Origin of the sequence: Streptomyces sp. NPDC053048, assembly GCF_044547045.1 — a bacterium.
Lineage (GTDB): Bacteria > Actinomycetota > Actinomycetes > Streptomycetales > Streptomycetaceae > Streptomyces.
Genome location: NZ_JBITZS010000001.1, coordinates 915,978 through 930,220 on the forward strand (window position 1 = coordinate 915,978; position 14,243 = coordinate 930,220).

The 14,243-nt window shown below is 67.3% G+C and carries 11 protein-coding genes and 1 tRNA gene; 5 read left to right on the top strand and 7 right to left on the bottom strand.

The window, feature by feature from the left end:
• The first annotated feature begins 280 nt into the window (after positions 1-280).
• Both ACIG36_RS04430 and ACIG36_RS04435 read left to right on the top strand, forming a co-directional pair.
• A complete protein-coding gene (locus tag ACIG36_RS04430; RefSeq protein WP_399921656.1) occupies positions 281-1,729 on the top strand; it encodes a pyridoxal phosphate-dependent decarboxylase family protein in 1,449 nt (482 codons plus the stop codon).
• On the top strand, positions 1,726-3,156 hold the full coding sequence (locus ACIG36_RS04435; RefSeq protein ID WP_399921659.1) for a lysine N(6)-hydroxylase/L-ornithine N(5)-oxygenase family protein: 1,431 nt from the start codon (positions 1,726-1,728) through the stop codon (positions 3,154-3,156). The genes ACIG36_RS04430 and ACIG36_RS04435 overlap by 4 nt, the downstream gene beginning before the upstream one ends.
• On the opposite strand, the gene ACIG36_RS04440 is transcribed toward ACIG36_RS04435, so the two are convergent.
• On the bottom strand, positions 3,112-4,923 hold the full coding sequence (locus ACIG36_RS04440) for a bifunctional metallophosphatase/5'-nucleotidase (RefSeq protein WP_399921662.1): 1,812 nt from the start codon (positions 4,921-4,923) through the stop codon (positions 3,112-3,114). The two genes, ACIG36_RS04435 and ACIG36_RS04440, sit on opposite strands and share 45 nt — an antisense overlap.
• A 170-nt stretch (positions 4,924-5,093) precedes the next feature.
• On the opposite strand from ACIG36_RS04440, the gene ACIG36_RS04445 reads away from it, so the two are divergent.
• Together ACIG36_RS04445 and pyk are read left to right on the top strand one after the other, a co-directional pair.
• A complete protein-coding gene (locus ACIG36_RS04445; RefSeq protein ID WP_399921665.1) occupies positions 5,094-5,816 on the top strand; it encodes an SIMPL domain-containing protein in 723 nt (240 codons plus the stop codon).
• Between the two features lie 146 nt (positions 5,817-5,962).
• Positions 5,963-7,402, top strand: a complete 1,440-nt coding sequence (pyk, locus tag ACIG36_RS04450; RefSeq protein WP_399921668.1) for a pyruvate kinase — start codon at positions 5,963-5,965, stop codon at positions 7,400-7,402.
• 122 nt (positions 7,403-7,524) lie between these two features.
• Here pyk and ACIG36_RS04455 read toward each other — a convergent pair.
• Positions 7,525-7,607, bottom strand: a tRNA-Leu gene (locus ACIG36_RS04455).
• Positions 7,608-7,697: 90 nt separating this feature from the next.
• On the opposite strand from ACIG36_RS04455, the gene ACIG36_RS04460 reads away from it, so the two are divergent.
• Positions 7,698-8,348 carry an ANTAR domain-containing response regulator gene (locus ACIG36_RS04460; protein ID WP_399921671.1) on the top strand — a complete coding sequence of 217 codons (651 nt, stop codon included), beginning with the start codon at positions 7,698-7,700 and terminating at the stop codon, positions 8,346-8,348.
• A gap of 59 nt (positions 8,349-8,407) precedes the next feature.
• On the opposite strand, the gene ACIG36_RS04465 is transcribed toward ACIG36_RS04460, so the two are convergent.
• From ACIG36_RS04465 to ACIG36_RS04485, 5 genes are all read right to left on the bottom strand, one after another.
• Positions 8,408-9,124 (bottom strand): ABC transporter ATP-binding protein, encoded by a 717-nt coding sequence (locus ACIG36_RS04465; protein ID WP_399921675.1) that lies wholly within the window; start codon positions 9,122-9,124, stop codon positions 8,408-8,410.
• Positions 9,121-9,924, bottom strand: a complete 804-nt coding sequence (locus ACIG36_RS04470) for an ABC transporter ATP-binding protein (RefSeq protein ID WP_399921677.1) — start codon at positions 9,922-9,924, stop codon at positions 9,121-9,123. Before ACIG36_RS04470 ends, ACIG36_RS04465 begins: the two co-directional genes overlap by 4 nt.
• A 5-nt stretch (positions 9,925-9,929) precedes the next feature.
• Complete coding sequence (locus ACIG36_RS04475; protein ID WP_399921680.1) at positions 9,930-11,732, bottom strand: branched-chain amino acid ABC transporter permease; 1,803 nt, start codon at positions 11,730-11,732, stop codon at positions 9,930-9,932.
• A 5-nt stretch (positions 11,733-11,737) separates the two neighbouring features.
• Positions 11,738-12,670 (bottom strand): branched-chain amino acid ABC transporter permease, encoded by a 933-nt coding sequence (locus tag ACIG36_RS04480; RefSeq protein WP_399921683.1) that lies wholly within the window; start codon positions 12,668-12,670, stop codon positions 11,738-11,740.
• Between the two features lie 137 nt (positions 12,671-12,807).
• Positions 12,808-14,040, bottom strand: a complete 1,233-nt coding sequence (locus ACIG36_RS04485) for a branched-chain amino acid ABC transporter substrate-binding protein (RefSeq protein WP_399921686.1) — start codon at positions 14,038-14,040, stop codon at positions 12,808-12,810.
• Positions 14,041-14,243: the final 203 nt, after the last annotated feature.

Consider the following 14,243-nt stretch of genomic DNA (forward strand, 5'->3'; position numbering starts at 1 on the left):
GTGTGCACATTACCTTGAAGCCCGCCCCCACCGACGACCCGCACCCCGCCCGGCAGCCCAACTCACCCCCGCCACAAGGCCGGGCCCGCCCCGTACAGCCAACGCATTCCGGGCCCGTACCACCATCGGGCGAAACCTCCCGCACTCCACGTCACGCAGCGTACACAGCCGGTAGCTTGGGCCGTCTGTGCCGACCCCGACCCACCACGGACCCAGGAACGGACCAGAAGTACCCCCCGACCCAACCCGGAAAACCCAACCCAAAAAGGGGCCCACCCGCATGCCCGCGCCGCCCGCAGCCCGCCACACCCCCGCGACAGCGCTCGCCGGCGGCACCCAAGGCGCCCGCGCCCTGCGCCCCCTCATCGACACCACCCTGCGCGCCCTCGCCCGCGGCGCCACCGCCCGCGGCGGCCCCCTCCCCGCCGGCGGCCCCGACGCCGTCGCGGCCCGCATACGAGCCGCCGTCACCCCCGCCCTCCCCGAACACGGCACCGGCCCCGACGAAGCCCTCCACACCCTCGTCCAAGCCCTCGCCGAAGGCGCCGCCGACCCCGCCGACCCCCACTGCGCCGCCCACCTGCACAGCCCACCCCTCGCCGTGGCCACCGCCGCCGACCTCGCCGCCGGCGCCCTGAACCCCTCCCTCGACTCCTGGGACCAGGCCCCCTCGGCCACCACCCTCGAAACCCTCGTCACCCACGCCCTGGCCCGCCTCGCCTACCCCCACCGCCCCACCCCCGACGCCCTCGTCACCACCGGCGGCACCGAGTCCAACCAGCTCGCCCTCCTCCTCGCCCGCGAAACCGCCCACCGGGCCGATGACGAGGAGGCCCACCCGGCACGACGCCCCGCCCCCCTGCGGATCATCTGCGGCGCCAACGCCCACCACAGCATCCACCGCTCCGCCTGGCTTCTCGGCCTCCCCGCCCCCCACGTCCTCCCCACCCCCACCGGCACCCTCGACCCCCACGACCTCCACACCGCCCTCACCGGCACACCCCAGCCACCCCCCACCCTCGTCGTCGCCACCGCCGGCACCACCGACACCGGACAGATCGACCCCCTGCCCCACATCGCCGACCTGTGCGACACCCACGGCGCCCGGCTCCACATCGACGCCGCCTACGGCGGACCACTGCTCTTCAGCGACACCCTCAAAACCCACCTCACCGGCCTCGAACGCGCCCACACCATCACCCTCGACCTGCACAAACTCGGCTGGCAGCCCATCGCCGCCGGCCTCCTCGCCGTCCCCGACACCACCGCCCTGCACCCCCTCGCCCACCAGGCCGACTACCTCAACGCCCCCGACGACACCGAAGCCGGCCTCCCCGACCTCCTGCACCGCTCACTGCGCACCACCCGACGCCCCGACATCCTCAAGATCGCCGTCACCCTCCGCGCCCTCGGCCGCCGCGGCATCGCCGACCTCGTCGAACGCGTCTGCGCCACCGCCCACCACCTCGCCGACCTCATCGACGCCCACCCCGCCTTCGAGCTCCACTCCCGCCCCACCATCAGCACCGTCCTCTTCCGCCCCGACGGCGCCGATCACCACACCACCGCCCGCACCAGACGACACCTCCTCCACAACGGCCACGCCGTCCTCGGCCGAGCCACCACCCCCCAAGGCCTCTGGCTCAAAGCCACCCTCCTCAACCCCCACACCCGCCCCGACGACCTCCAACACCTCCTGAAACTCGTGGAAGGCCACACCACCCGATGACCACCCCCCAGCCCCCCGCCTCCGCCCCCGACCAACCCCTCGACCTCGCCGGCATCGGCATCGGCCCGTTCAACCTCTCCCTCGCCGCCCTCGCCCACCCCCTCCACGACCTCCGCACCGCCTTCTACGACCAGAACCCCACCTTCCAGTGGCACCCCGGCCTCCTCATCGACGGCACCACCCTCCAAGTCCCCTACCTCGCCGACCTCGTCACCCTCGCCGACCCCACCAGCCCCTGGACCTTCCTCAACTACCTCAAAACCCGCGAACGCCTCTACCCCTTCTACTTCGCCGAGCGCCACCACATCCACCGCGCCGAATACGACGCCTACTGCCGCTGGGTCAGCCAAAACCTCCCCCAACTCCACTTCAACCACCACATCGACGCCGTCCGCTGGAACCCCGAACGCGTCCTCTTCGAAATCGACTACACCCAACTCGACCCCGAAGGAGAAGCCGACGCCCTCGGCCGCGCCTACACCCGCAACCTCGTCCTCGGCGTCGGCACCGCCCCCTACATCCCCGAACCCCTACGCCCCCTCGCCGAAGCCCCCGGCGTCCCCGTCATCCACTCCGCCGACTACCTCGACAACCGCGACAAAATCCTCGCCGCCGAACACATCACCGTCATCGGCTCCGGACAATCAGGCGCCGAAGTCTTCCTCGACCTCCTCCGCAACCGCCCCACCGGCCGCGAAAAACTCCACTGGCTCGCCCGCAGCCCGGCATTCGCCCCCATGGAATACAGCAAACTCGGCCTCGAACACTTCACCCCCGACTACACCCACTACTTCCGCACCCTCCCCGAAGCCGTCCGCGACCAGGTCCTGCCCCAGCAATGGCAGCTCCACCAAGGCATCGACACCCACACCATCGCCGACATCCACGACGAGCTCTACCGCCGTAGCCTCAACGGCGGCTGGCCCGACACCGTCCTCACCCCAGGAGTCTTCGTCCGCACCGCAGGACGCGTCGGCGCCACCCGCGTCGAACTCCACCTCGAACACACCCAGCAAAGCACCCGCTCCCGCCTCACCACCGACGCCGTCGTCCTCGCCACCGGCTACCGCGAACGCCGCGTCGACACCCTCCTCGCCGCCCTCGACCCGTACATCCGCCGCGACTCCAACGGCCGCCCCCGCATCGACGAACACCACCGCCTCGTCCTCGACCCCTCCGTCAAGGGCGCCATCCACGTCCAGAACGCCGAAACCCACACCCACGGCATCGGCACCCCCGACCTCGGCCTCGCCGCCTGGCGCAGCGCCGTCATCCTCAACGCCATCACCGGCAAAACCGCCTACCCCCTGCCCCAGCGCACCGCCTTCACCACGTTCGGCCTGGAGCCGCGGACCGCACCACGACTCCAGAACCACCACACCTCAGAAAACCGGCACACCATCCCGCGTCAACTTCCAGTCCACTGACGCGAACCGCCCCACATCCACGGTCCCCCGAGCCTTCACCCAACCGATGATCGTGTTACGAATCTCATCCGAATTCGCCCACAACTGCTTCGCCCCCGCAACGTGCGGGAAGTTCCCCCCACCACTCGCACGATAGTTGTTCACCGCCAGAACAAACTCAGCGGAATCATCCAGCGGCTTCCCGTCGAACGACAGATTCATAATCCGCGAACCAGGCGCCTTCGCGATGTCGATCTCGTACGAGAGGCCGCTCACCGCGTCATAGTTGTAATCCGGAATCGCATCCGCATTCGTCAGCTTCGCCGGATCCACCGGAGCACCCGCCGGCGTCCGCACGTAATAGCGGGCCGAGAACTCCAGATACGCACGCAACTGCGCACCCGTCAACAGCCGCGCCTCCAGCGTGTTCTCGAACGGATAAAGACCCGCCACCTCGCGTATCGTCACCTTTCCCGCCGGAACACCCGCCGTACGCGAGAAACACGACGCCTGCGACAGCACCGGCAACTTCGCGTACGCCGTACCCGCAAGAGCCGCCCGCACCGTCTCCGCCTGCACATGATTGATGAAATCAATCACCGGCGTGTCCTTGAACGGCGCCTCCGCCGCACCCATCGCCGCCGTCGACGTACCGATCACCTGATTCACATACGCCACCACCTTGCGATGCTCCGCACTCAACAGGCGAGTGATCTTCCGGTCCTCGGCCACCGTATTCGAGTTCAACACCTTCGCCGAAACCGACTCCACCTGCCACGCACCCCGATCCCACACCAGATCGAAGTCGAACAGCGTCAGCCGCTGCCCCCACTTCAACGGCTCGGACAACACCACCTGCTTGCCCGTCTTCTTGTTCACCACCCGGTACTCGGGAATCTCCGTGTGGGCATGACCCACCAGAATCGCATCGATCCCCGGCACCTGCTCCGCCACCAAAGCCGCCGCATTCTCGATGTGCGGAAGCTGATCCCCGTACGACGACGTACCACTCGAACCCGAATGCGCCGACACGATCACCACGTCCGCACCCAGCGAACGCAGCCTCGGCACCCACTTCGCCGCCTGCTCCTCAAGACCCGGGAAAACCATCTTCCCCTGCACATTCGCCTTGTCCCAGATCGCGATCCCCGGATTCGTCAGACCCAGAACCGCCACCCGCACATCGCGACCGGACGGCGTACACACCTTCTTGATCACATACGGACGGAACGCCGGCTTCAACGACTTCGCGTCCAGCGCGTTCGCACCCAGCAGCGGGAAGTCGCACTGCTCCTCGAACTTCCGCAGTGTCGGTATCCCGTAATTGAACTCGTGATTCCCCAGCGCCGCCGCGTCATAACCGATCGCGTTCATCGCCCGCGCCATCGGATGCACCGGGCCGTTCGCCCCAGTGATCGGATCCACCTTGGCGTAGTAATACGACAGCTGAGTGCCCTGAATCGTGTCACCCGCATCGATCAGCAGGGTGTTCCGGCGGCCCTTCTCCGCCCGGACCTGATCCACCAGAGTCGAAATCTTCGCCAGACCGACGTCGTTGTGCGCCTTGTCGTCGAACTCGGCATCCGTGAAGTAGTCCCAGTTGAAGACATGACCGTGCAGATCCGTCGTCCCCATCACGGTGAACGAGTACCGCTTCTTCCGGCGCCCCGACGACTCGGCCCCCGACGACGCAGCCTCCGCCGGCACCGTCCCCACAGCGCCCGCGAGAGCCACACCCGCACCCGTCACAGCCGTACGCCCCAGAAAATTCCTACGGTTGAGCGGCATATGTTCTGTTCTCCCCATTCATATCCAGAACCAGAACCGGAATCCCGCCTGCCGAAGACGAAGCACGACAACGCGCGTAGATTCCGGGCGCGTAGATTCTGGCCCACCACCCACCCCCACCGACACCCTCACAAGGTTGCGATCCCGTCACCACCTGGGACGCTGACCCCATGACCACACCACAACCCGACCCCCAACCCACCCCCCAGCCCTACGGAACCCCCGAACACCCCCGCATAGCCGTCCGCGGCGAAGCCCGCCTCGAAGTCGACCCCGAAATCGCCCGCCTCGGCATCAGCGTCAACGCCCGCGGCACCGACCGCCGCACCACCCTCGGCGACCTCACCCACCGCAACAACAAAGTCCTCGATCTCCTCAAGTCCTACGGCGACGCCGTCGAAAAACTCGAAACCGGCACCTTCACCATCACCCCCCAACTCACCGACAAAGGCCGCCACGAACGCATCCGCGCCTACCACGGCCACGTCCACGTCACCGCCACCCTCACCGACTTCACCACCCTCGGCGAACTCGCCACCCGCCTCGCCGAACTCGAACTCACCCGCGTCGACGGACCCTGGTGGAGCCTCCGCCCCGACTCACCCGCCCACGCCGAAGCCCGCCGCCAAGCCGTCCACGAAGCCGTCCAACGCGCCCGCGAATACGCCGCCGCACTCGGCGCCCAACTCACCGCCGTCGTTGAACTCGCCGACACCGGCGCCGACAACACCGCAAACCTCCCCGGCCTCCCACCCAGCCCCGGCGGCTTCCTGCGCACCGCCGCCTACGGCGGAGCCCCCGACCACGCCCCCGCACTCGACCTCGAACCCCAACGACAGACCGTCTACGCCAACGTCAACGCCCGCTTCACCATGACCCGCCCCATCCTGTGAACCGCCCCCGCTGAACCGCTCCGGGGGTGCTCATCAGAGCACCCCCGTGCACGTTCCACGCAACGTCAACAAGCTTTTACCGAAAGGACGTTGGCCCGACACGGCAGTCCAATTCACTACCCACGAGTAGGTCATAAGGTCGTGCCATGCGCCGAGCAAAAATCGTCTGCACCCTTGGACCCGCCACCGACTCCTACGAGCAGATCAAGGCACTCGTCGAAGCCGGCATGGACGTCGCCCGCTTCAACCTCAGCCACGGCACCTACGCCGACCACGAAGCGCGCTACGAACGGGTACGCAAGGCGGCAGAGGAATCCGGCCGCACCATCGGCGTCCTCGCCGACCTCCAAGGCCCCAAAATCCGCCTCGGCCGCTTCCGCGAAGGCCCCGTACTCCTCGAACGCGGCGACGAATTCACCATCACCGTCGAACCCGACACCCAGGGGGACCGCCACCACTGCGGAACCACCTACGACGGCCTTGCCACCGACGTCACCAAAGGCGAACGCATCCTCGTCGACGACGGCCGCGTCACCCTCGAAGTCGTCGAAGTCCGCGGCCCCCGCGTCAAGACCATCGTCATCGAAGGCGGCATGGTCTCCGACCACAAAGGCCTCAACCTCCCCGGCGTCGCCGTCTCCGTCCCCGCCCTCTCCGACAAGGACGTCGAAGACCTCCGCTGGGCACTCGGTATCGGCGCCGACATCATCGCCCTCTCCTTCGTCCGCACCGGACACGACATCCACGACGTCCACCGCGTCATGGACGAAGAAGGCCACCGCCTCCCCGTCATCGCCAAAATCGAAAAACCCCAGGCCGTCGACAACCTCGACGACATCGTCGCCGCCTTCGACGGCATCATGGTCGCCCGCGGCGACCTGGGCGTCGAAATGCCACTCGAAACGGTCCCGATCGTCCAGAAGCGAGCGATCAAGCTCGCCAAGCGCAACGCCAAGCCGGTCATCGTCGCCACCCAGATGCTCGACTCCATGATCGACGCCTCCCGCCCCACCAGGGCCGAGGCCTCCGACGTCGCCAACGCCGTCATCGACGGCACGGATGCCGTGATGCTCAGCGGCGAGACCAGCGTCGGCAAGTACCCCGTCGAAACGGTCAAGACCATGGGCCGCATCGTCGCGGCAGCAGAGGAGGACGTCCTCGCCAAGGGACTGCCGCCCCTCACCGAGCGGAGCAAGCCCCGCACCCAGGGCGGCTCCGTCGCACGCGCCGCAGCCGAAATGGGCGACTTCCTGGGCGCCAAGTACCTCGTCGCCTTCACACAATCCGGTGACACCGTGCGCCGACTGTCGCGGTACCGGTCGCCGATCCCCCTGCTGGCGTTCACGCCGGAGCCGGCGACGCGGTCGCAGCTGAACCTGACATGGGGGGTGGAGACCTTCCTCGGCCCGATGGTGCAGACGACGGACGAAATGGTCGAGCAGGTGGACGAGTACCTGCTGCGGATCGGCCGCTGCCGCAAGGGCGACATGGTCATCATCACGGCGGGCTCGCCTCCGGGGACTCCGGGCACGACCAACCTGGTGCGGGTGCACCACATCGGGGAGGACGACGGGCCGGGGCGCTGACCGCGCTGACCTTGGAGGTCAGTACTTGGGGCATGCCATCACTGTGCGTGATGGATGCTTTACTGTGTGGCGGAATCGTAAAGGTTCACGCGATGGGGAAAGTCCGCTTTGCGGACGTAGTGTGCCGGGTGCGGGATTCGAACCCGCACGCCCTCTCGGGCAGATGTGTTTGAGACATCAGCGTCTGCCGTTCCGCCAACCCGGCCAGGTGTAGCGCGGTCAGCTTACCTTGTGAGGGTCTTCGACGTCGCGCAGGTAGGCTCATATGGCACCACCTGCCTGAGCGAGGAGACCCGTGAGCGCCGCCGAGCCCCAGCCGCCTGTCGACGACGAGCCGCAGCACACCCCTCCGCACGTCACCCGTGTCGTGATCGCCGAGGACGAGGCCCTGATCCGTCTCGACCTGAAGGAGATGCTCGAGGAGGAGGGCTACTCCGTCGTGGGCGAGGCCGGCGATGGTGAGACGGCTGTGGCGCTGGCGCGGGAGCACAAGCCGGATCTGGTGATCCTCGATGTGAAGATGCCGGTGCTGGACGGGATCTCCGCCGCCGAGCGGATCGCGGCCGAGTCGATCGCGCCTGTGCTGATGCTGACCGCGTTCTCGCAGCGCGACCTGGTGGAGCGGGCCCGGGATGCCGGGGCCATGGCGTACCTGGTGAAGCCGTTCAGCAAGAGCGACGTGGTGCCGGCGATCGAGATGGCCGTGTCGCGCTTCACCGAGCTGAGGGCGCTGGAGAAGGAGGTCGCGGATCTTTCCCAGCGGCTGGAGACGCGGAAGCTGGTGGACCGGGCGAAGAGCGTGCTGCAGACGCAGTACGGGCTGACCGAGCCGGCGGCGTTCCGGTGGATTCAGAAGACGTCGATGGATCGGCGGCTGTCCATGCAGCAGGTGGCCGAGGCGGTCATCGAGGATGCCAAGGAGAAGAAGGCCGGTAAGGAGCAGTAACTCTTTCCGGTCGATGTGGGGCCCGTGTTCTTTGGGACGCGGGCCCTTTTTGTGTGCTCTCAGTCCTCGCCGAGGTAGGCCTTGCGGACGGATTCGTCGTGCAGGAGGTCGGTGCCCGTTCCGGAGAGGACGATTTTGCCGGTTTCCATGACGTGGGCGCGGTCGGCCAGGCTGAGGGCGGCCTGTGCGTTCTGTTCGACGAGCAGGATGGTGGTGCCGGTGGCTTTGAGTTCGACGATGGTGCTGGTGATTTTCTGCATCATGATCGGTGAGAGGCCCATGGAGGGTTCGTCGAGCATGAGGAGTTTGGGGCGGGACATGAGTGCTCTGCCCATGGCGAGCATTTGTTGTTCGCCGCCGGAGAGGGTGCCTGCCGCCTGCCCGGCTCGTTCGCCGAGGATGGGGAAGAGGTCGTAGGCCCGTTGGATGTCGTGGGCTATGCCGTCGGTGTCCTTGCGGAGGAACGCTCCGAGCTGCAGGTTTTCGGTGATGGTGAGGCGGGGGAAGATGTGGCGGCCTTCGGGGGAGTGGGCAAGACCGAGGGCGACGATCCGGTGTGCGGGGGTGCCGGTGAGGGGGTGTCCGTTGAAGCGGATGGTGCCGGCGGTGGGGGTGAGGAGGCCGGAGAGGGTGCGCAGGGTGGTGGTTTTGCCGGCGCCGTTGGTGCCGATGAGGGTGACGATTTCGCCTGCCTCGACGGTGAAGGTGATGCCTTTGACGGCTTCGATTTTTCCGTAGGCGACGCGGAGGTTGTGGACTTCGAGGAGGGCGGTCACTGCTGTGTCTCCTGGGGTCCGGGCGTTGTTCCGAGGTAGGCGGCGATGACGCGTTCGTCGCTCTGGACGGTGTGGGGTGTGCCTTCGACGAGTTTTTGGCCTTGGACGAGTACGGCGACGTGGTCGCAGAGGTTGAAGATGAAGCGCATGTCGTGCTCGATGACGAGGACGGCGGTTCCTTGGTCGCGGATGGCGCGGACGAGTTGTTCGGTGGTGCGGGTTTCCTGGGGGTTCATTCCGGCGGTGGGTTCGTCGAGGAGGAGGAGTCCGGGGTCGCTGGCGAGGGCGCGGGCGATTTCGAGCTTGCGTTGTTCGCCGTAGGGGAGGTTGCGGGCGAGGTGGTCGCGTTTGGGGGTGAGGCCGGTGAAGTCCAGGAGTTCCATGGCGCGTTGTTCGGAGGCTTTTTCAGCGCGGCGGAATGCGGGGCCGCGGAGGAGGGCGGAGAAGAGGCCTTCTTTGGTGCGGGTGTGGCGGCCGACGAGGACGTTTTCGAGGACGGTCATGTTGGCGAAGAGGCGGATGTTCTGGAAGGTGCGGGCGATGCCGGCTTGGGTGACAAGGTGGGGTTTGGGGGGTAGGGCGGTGCCTTGGTAGGTGACGGTGCCTTGGGTGGGTGTGTAGAGGCCGGTGAGGCAGTTGAAGAAGGTGGTCTTGCCTGCGCCGTTGGGGCCGATGAGGCCGACGATGGAGTTGGGGTTGACGGTGAGGTCGACGTTGCGTACGGCAGTGAGTCCGCCGAAGCGCATGGTGACGCCGGTGGCGGTGAGGACGGGGGTGGGGTCGGGGGCGGTGGTCGTCATGGGGTTTACGCCTCCGCCTTGGTGAGGGGGACGCCGGGTGGGGTTCCGGGGGTGGTGTCGTGGAATTCGAGTTGTTGTCGGCGGTTGGGGATGATTCCTTCGGGGCGGAATCGCATGAGGAGGATGAGTGCGGTGCCGAATGCGAGGAGTTGGTAGTCCTGGAGGAATTGGAGTTTGGCGGGGATGAGGTAGAGGAGGGCTGCACCGAGGAGGGGGCCGGTGATGGTGCCCATGCCGCCGAGGATGACGGCGGCGAGGAGGAAGGCGGAGTTGGGGGGTACGGGGCCGGCGAATACGTATTGCTCGGGGACGACGGTGTAGGCGACGTGGGCCTGTACGGTGCCGGCGAGTCCGGCGAGGGTGGCGCCGAGGGCGAAGGCGATGAGTTTGACGCGGAATCCGTTGATGCCCATGGCGGTGGCGGCGGTTTCGTCCTCGCGGATGGCGATCCAGGCGCGGCCGATGCGGGAGTTTCCGGCGCGGCGGAAGACGAGGACGACGATGACGGTGAAGAGGAGCATGAGGAGGTAGTAGTTGGCGAAGGGGTTGAGGGTGAAGCCGGCGATGGTGTGTTTGTCGCCGAAGTTGTAGCCGAGGATGGCGAGGTCGGGGATGTTGGGGATTCCGTTGGGGCCGTTGGTGAGTGAGGGGCCGGATTCGCCGTTGAGGTTGCCGACGGCGATGCGGAAGATTTCGCCGAAGCCGAGGGTGACGATGGCGAGGTAGTCGCCGCGGAGGCGGAGGGTGGGGGCGCCGATGACGACGCCGAAGAGGAGGGAGGCGGCGGCGCCGGTGAGGACGGCTGCCCAGAAGGGGAAGTGGATGTGGAGGGTGGAGGCGGTGGAGCCGGAGACGAGGGCGGCGGTGTAGGCGCCGACGCCGAGGAAGGCGACGTAGCCGAGGTCGAGGAGGCCGGCGAGGCCGACGACGACGTTGAGGCCGAGGGCGACGGTGGAGAAGATCAGGATGTTGACGACGATGAGGGTGTATTCGTCGGTTTCCTGGGTGAGGGGGAAGAGGGCGGCGGCGATGAAGGCCGCGGTGATGGTGACGTGGCGGTGTTTGGTGGTGAGTGCGGAGAGGCGGGCGATGAGGCCGGCTTTGTGGAGTGCGGGGGTGGTGAGGCCGGTGAGGAGGAGGAAGCCGGTGAAGAGTTCTCCGTAGGCGGTGCCGATGCCGTAGGTGAGGATGTGGAGGGCGAGTCCGAACACGGCGGCGATGATGAGGATTTCGGCCCAGGCGGGCAGGGGTTTGGCGGGTGGCAGGGGGCGTTCGGTGGCGCCAGTGCTCTTCGTGGCTTCGGTGTTGTCGGTGCGTTCGGCGTTCTCGATGTTGCCGGTGTTGCCCGTGCGTTCGGTGGGCAGTGCGAGGGTGCCGATGAGGGTGGCGAGGGTGGCGGCGCCGGCGAGGTAGCCGCCGGGTTCGAGGTTGACGGTGCCGCCGAGTTGTACGGCGATGGTGATGAGGGTGTACCAGGTGGTGGCGAGGGTGGCGGCTGCGAGGTAGCGGGTGGCGGTGTTGCTGCGGGTGGGGCTGAGCCAGCGAAGGCCGGGGGTGCCGGTGGTGGCGAGGGTGTGGGCGATGGTGAGGGCGGCGCCGGTGAGGGTGAGGACCTGGAGGCCGCCGGGGTAGCCGGTGACGGTGAGGTTGCCGGGGAAGGCTCGGGTCCAGGTCCAGGCGAGGAAGGTGGACAGGGCGGTGAGGGCGGCGCCGCCGAGGGTGAGGGCGTGGGCGGCGGCCGGGGGGAGGGGCAGGGGGAGGAGCGTCCTGCGGGGTTTGTGGGTGGTGCGGCGGTTGTGTGGGGTCATGACTTTCACGCCCGATCCGCGACGCGTTCGCCGAGCAGGCCCTGGGGCCTGATGAGGAGGACGAGGATGAGGAGGACGAAGGCCCAGACGTCCTTCCAGCCTCCGCCGCCGAGTTGTTGCATTCCGGGGATGTGCTGGATGTAGGTGGTGGAGGCGGCTTCGGCGATGCCGAGGACGACGCCGCCGAGCATGGCGCCGTAGATGTTGCCGATGCCGCCGAGGACGGCGGCGGTGAAGGCTTTGAGTCCGAGGACGAAGCCCATTTCGAAGTTGATCTGTCCTGCGCGCAGTCCTTGGGCGACGGCGGCGACGGCGGCGAAGGCGCCGCCGATGGCGAAGGCGAGGACGATGATGCGGTCGGTGTTGACGCCCATGAGTTTTGCGGTGTCGGGGTCCTGGGCGGTGGCCTGCATGGCCCGTCCGGTGCGGCTTTTGGCGACGAAGAAGCCGAGGGCGAGCATGCACAGGGGCGCGGCGAGGAGGACGAAGAGGTCGTCGCGCTGGAGTTGGACGGTGTCGGTGATGTGGAAGGCGTCGCCTTGGAACTGGGGGAAGCCGCGGGATTTCTTGGCGTCGGGGTAGAAGGCCCAGACGATTTGCTGGAGGGCGATGGACAGGCCGATGGCGGTGATGAGGGGGGCGAGGCGGGGGGCGTCGCGCAGCGGTCGGTAGGCGAAGCGTTCGGCGGCGGTGGCGACGGCTACGGAGGCGAGGGCGCCGCCGAGGAGCATGAGGGGGAGGGCGGCGGTGAGGGGGACGGTGTCGGGGAGCCAGAGGCGGATGGTGAGGGCGCCGAAGCCTCCGATCATGACGATCTCGCCGTGGGCGAAGTTGATGAGCTGGACGATGCCGTAGACCATGGTGTAGCCGATGGCGATGAGGCCGTAGAGGGCGCCGAGGGCGAGTCCGCTGACCAGCGTTTGCGGCAGTTCGTGCACCGCGTGCCTCCCCGTTGGGTGTGGGCGGTCCTGCCCGCGCGGGGGTGTGTGGGGCGTGGGTCCGGCGCGGGGTGTCGGGTGGGTGCCGGGGCGTGGTTCTGGCGGGTGTGCCCCGGGGGCCGGGCGGGGTGGTGTGGTCAGTCCTGGAAGGTGGCGCTCTTCAGGGACTTCCATTCGCCGTCGGTGACGCGGTAGACGGTGAGTTGTTTGTTGGTGGTGTCGCCGTACTGGTCGAAGGAGACTTTTCCGGTGACGCCGTCGAAGGAGACCTGGCTCATGGCGGCGAGTACTTTGGGACGGGCGTTGGCGGGGAGTTTGCCCTTGTTGTCCTCGACGGTCTTTTTCACGGCCTGGATGATGGCCCAGGCGGCGTCGTAGGAGTAGCCGCCGTAGGTGGCGTAGGGGTCTTTGTAGCCGCCTGCCTTGTAGTTGGTGACGAAGGTCTTGGCGGAGTCGAGTTCTTCGACGGGGTAGCCGACGGAGGTGGCGAGGTCGCCGTCGTTGTTCTCGCCGGAGGCGGTGATGAAGCCGGGGTTGTACATTCCGTCGCCGCCCATGAGGGGGATGCGGGCTCCGGCTTTTTTGACCTGGTCGGAGAGGAGGCCGGCTTCGGGGAACTGGCCGCCGAAGTAGACGGAGTCGGCTCCGGAGTTCTTGATCTTGTTGGCGATGGCGGTGAAGTCGGTTTCCTTGACGGTGAGGTGGTCGGTGCCGGCTATCTCGCCGCCGAGGCGTTTGAATTCCTGGATGAAGATGGCGGCGAGTCCGGCGCCGTAGGTCTGTTTGTCGTCGACGACGAAGACCTTTTTCTTCCTGGCGTCCTTGAAGAAGTACTGGGCGGCGAAGCGGCCTTGGATGATGTCGGTGGTGGCGGTGCGGAAGTAGGTTTTGAAGGGGCGTGCCTTGGTGCCCTTTGCCCAGTTGTCGCCCTGGCTGAGGGCGGGGTTGGTGTTGGCGGGGGAGACCTGGGTGAGGTCGGCTTTGGCGAAGACGCCTTGCATGGACTGGGCGACGCCGGAGTTCATGGGTCCGACCATGCCGAGGACGCTGGTGTCGGCGACGAGTTTGGCGGCGTTCTGCTGGCCGGTGCCGGGGACGGCCTGGTCGTCGAGGGCGACGGTTTTGAAGGTGACGCCCTTGACTTCCTTGTTCTTGTTGGCGGTTTTGACGGCGAGGTCGACGGAGTTCTTGATGCCCTGGCCGAAGGGGGAGAGCGAGCCGGTGAGGGGGACGTCGATGCCTATGGTCACGGTGGACTGGCTGCCGCCGCTGTCGTCGTTTCCTTTGTCGTCGCGTGATCCGCAGGCGGTGAGCAGGAGGGCCGCGGAGGTGAGGGTGGTGGTGAGGGCGAGGAGGGAACGGTGTCGCACGGTGAGTCCTTTCCCTGGCGCGGCGGCCTCTGCCGAGGTGCCGGTTCGCTCGCCGGGCGTGCGGAAAGGTGCTGTGCTGGCTGGTGTGATGCGCCCGGCGGGGTCGTGATGGGCCGTGACTCTAGGGGGTGGGTGGCGCGCTCGGGCAGAGGTGCTGACGATGATGTGACTGTCTTGTTATGACGCAGATCACGTTCCGCTTT

Bases quoted from the DNA above. Each gene is read 5' to 3' on its own strand.
- ACIG36_RS04440 (WP_399921662.1), bottom strand. From the start codon at position 4,923: ATGCCGCTCAACCGTAGGAATTTTCTGGGGCGTACGGCTGTGACGGGT.
- ACIG36_RS04435 (WP_399921659.1), top strand. From the start codon at position 1,726: ATGACCACCCCCCAGCCCCCCGCCTCCGCCCCCGACCAACCCCTCGAC.
- ACIG36_RS04475 (WP_399921680.1), bottom strand. From the start codon at position 11,732: ATGACCCCACACAACCGCCGCACCACCCACAAACCCCGCAGGACGCTC.
- ACIG36_RS04430 (WP_399921656.1), top strand. From the start codon at position 281: ATGCCCGCGCCGCCCGCAGCCCGCCACACCCCCGCGACAGCGCTCGCC.
- ACIG36_RS04470 (WP_399921677.1), bottom strand. From the start codon at position 9,924: ATGACGACCACCGCCCCCGACCCCACCCCCGTCCTCACCGCCACCGGC.
- ACIG36_RS04445 (WP_399921665.1), top strand. From the start codon at position 5,094: ATGACCACACCACAACCCGACCCCCAACCCACCCCCCAGCCCTACGGA.
- pyk (WP_399921668.1), top strand. From the start codon at position 5,963: ATGCGCCGAGCAAAAATCGTCTGCACCCTTGGACCCGCCACCGACTCC.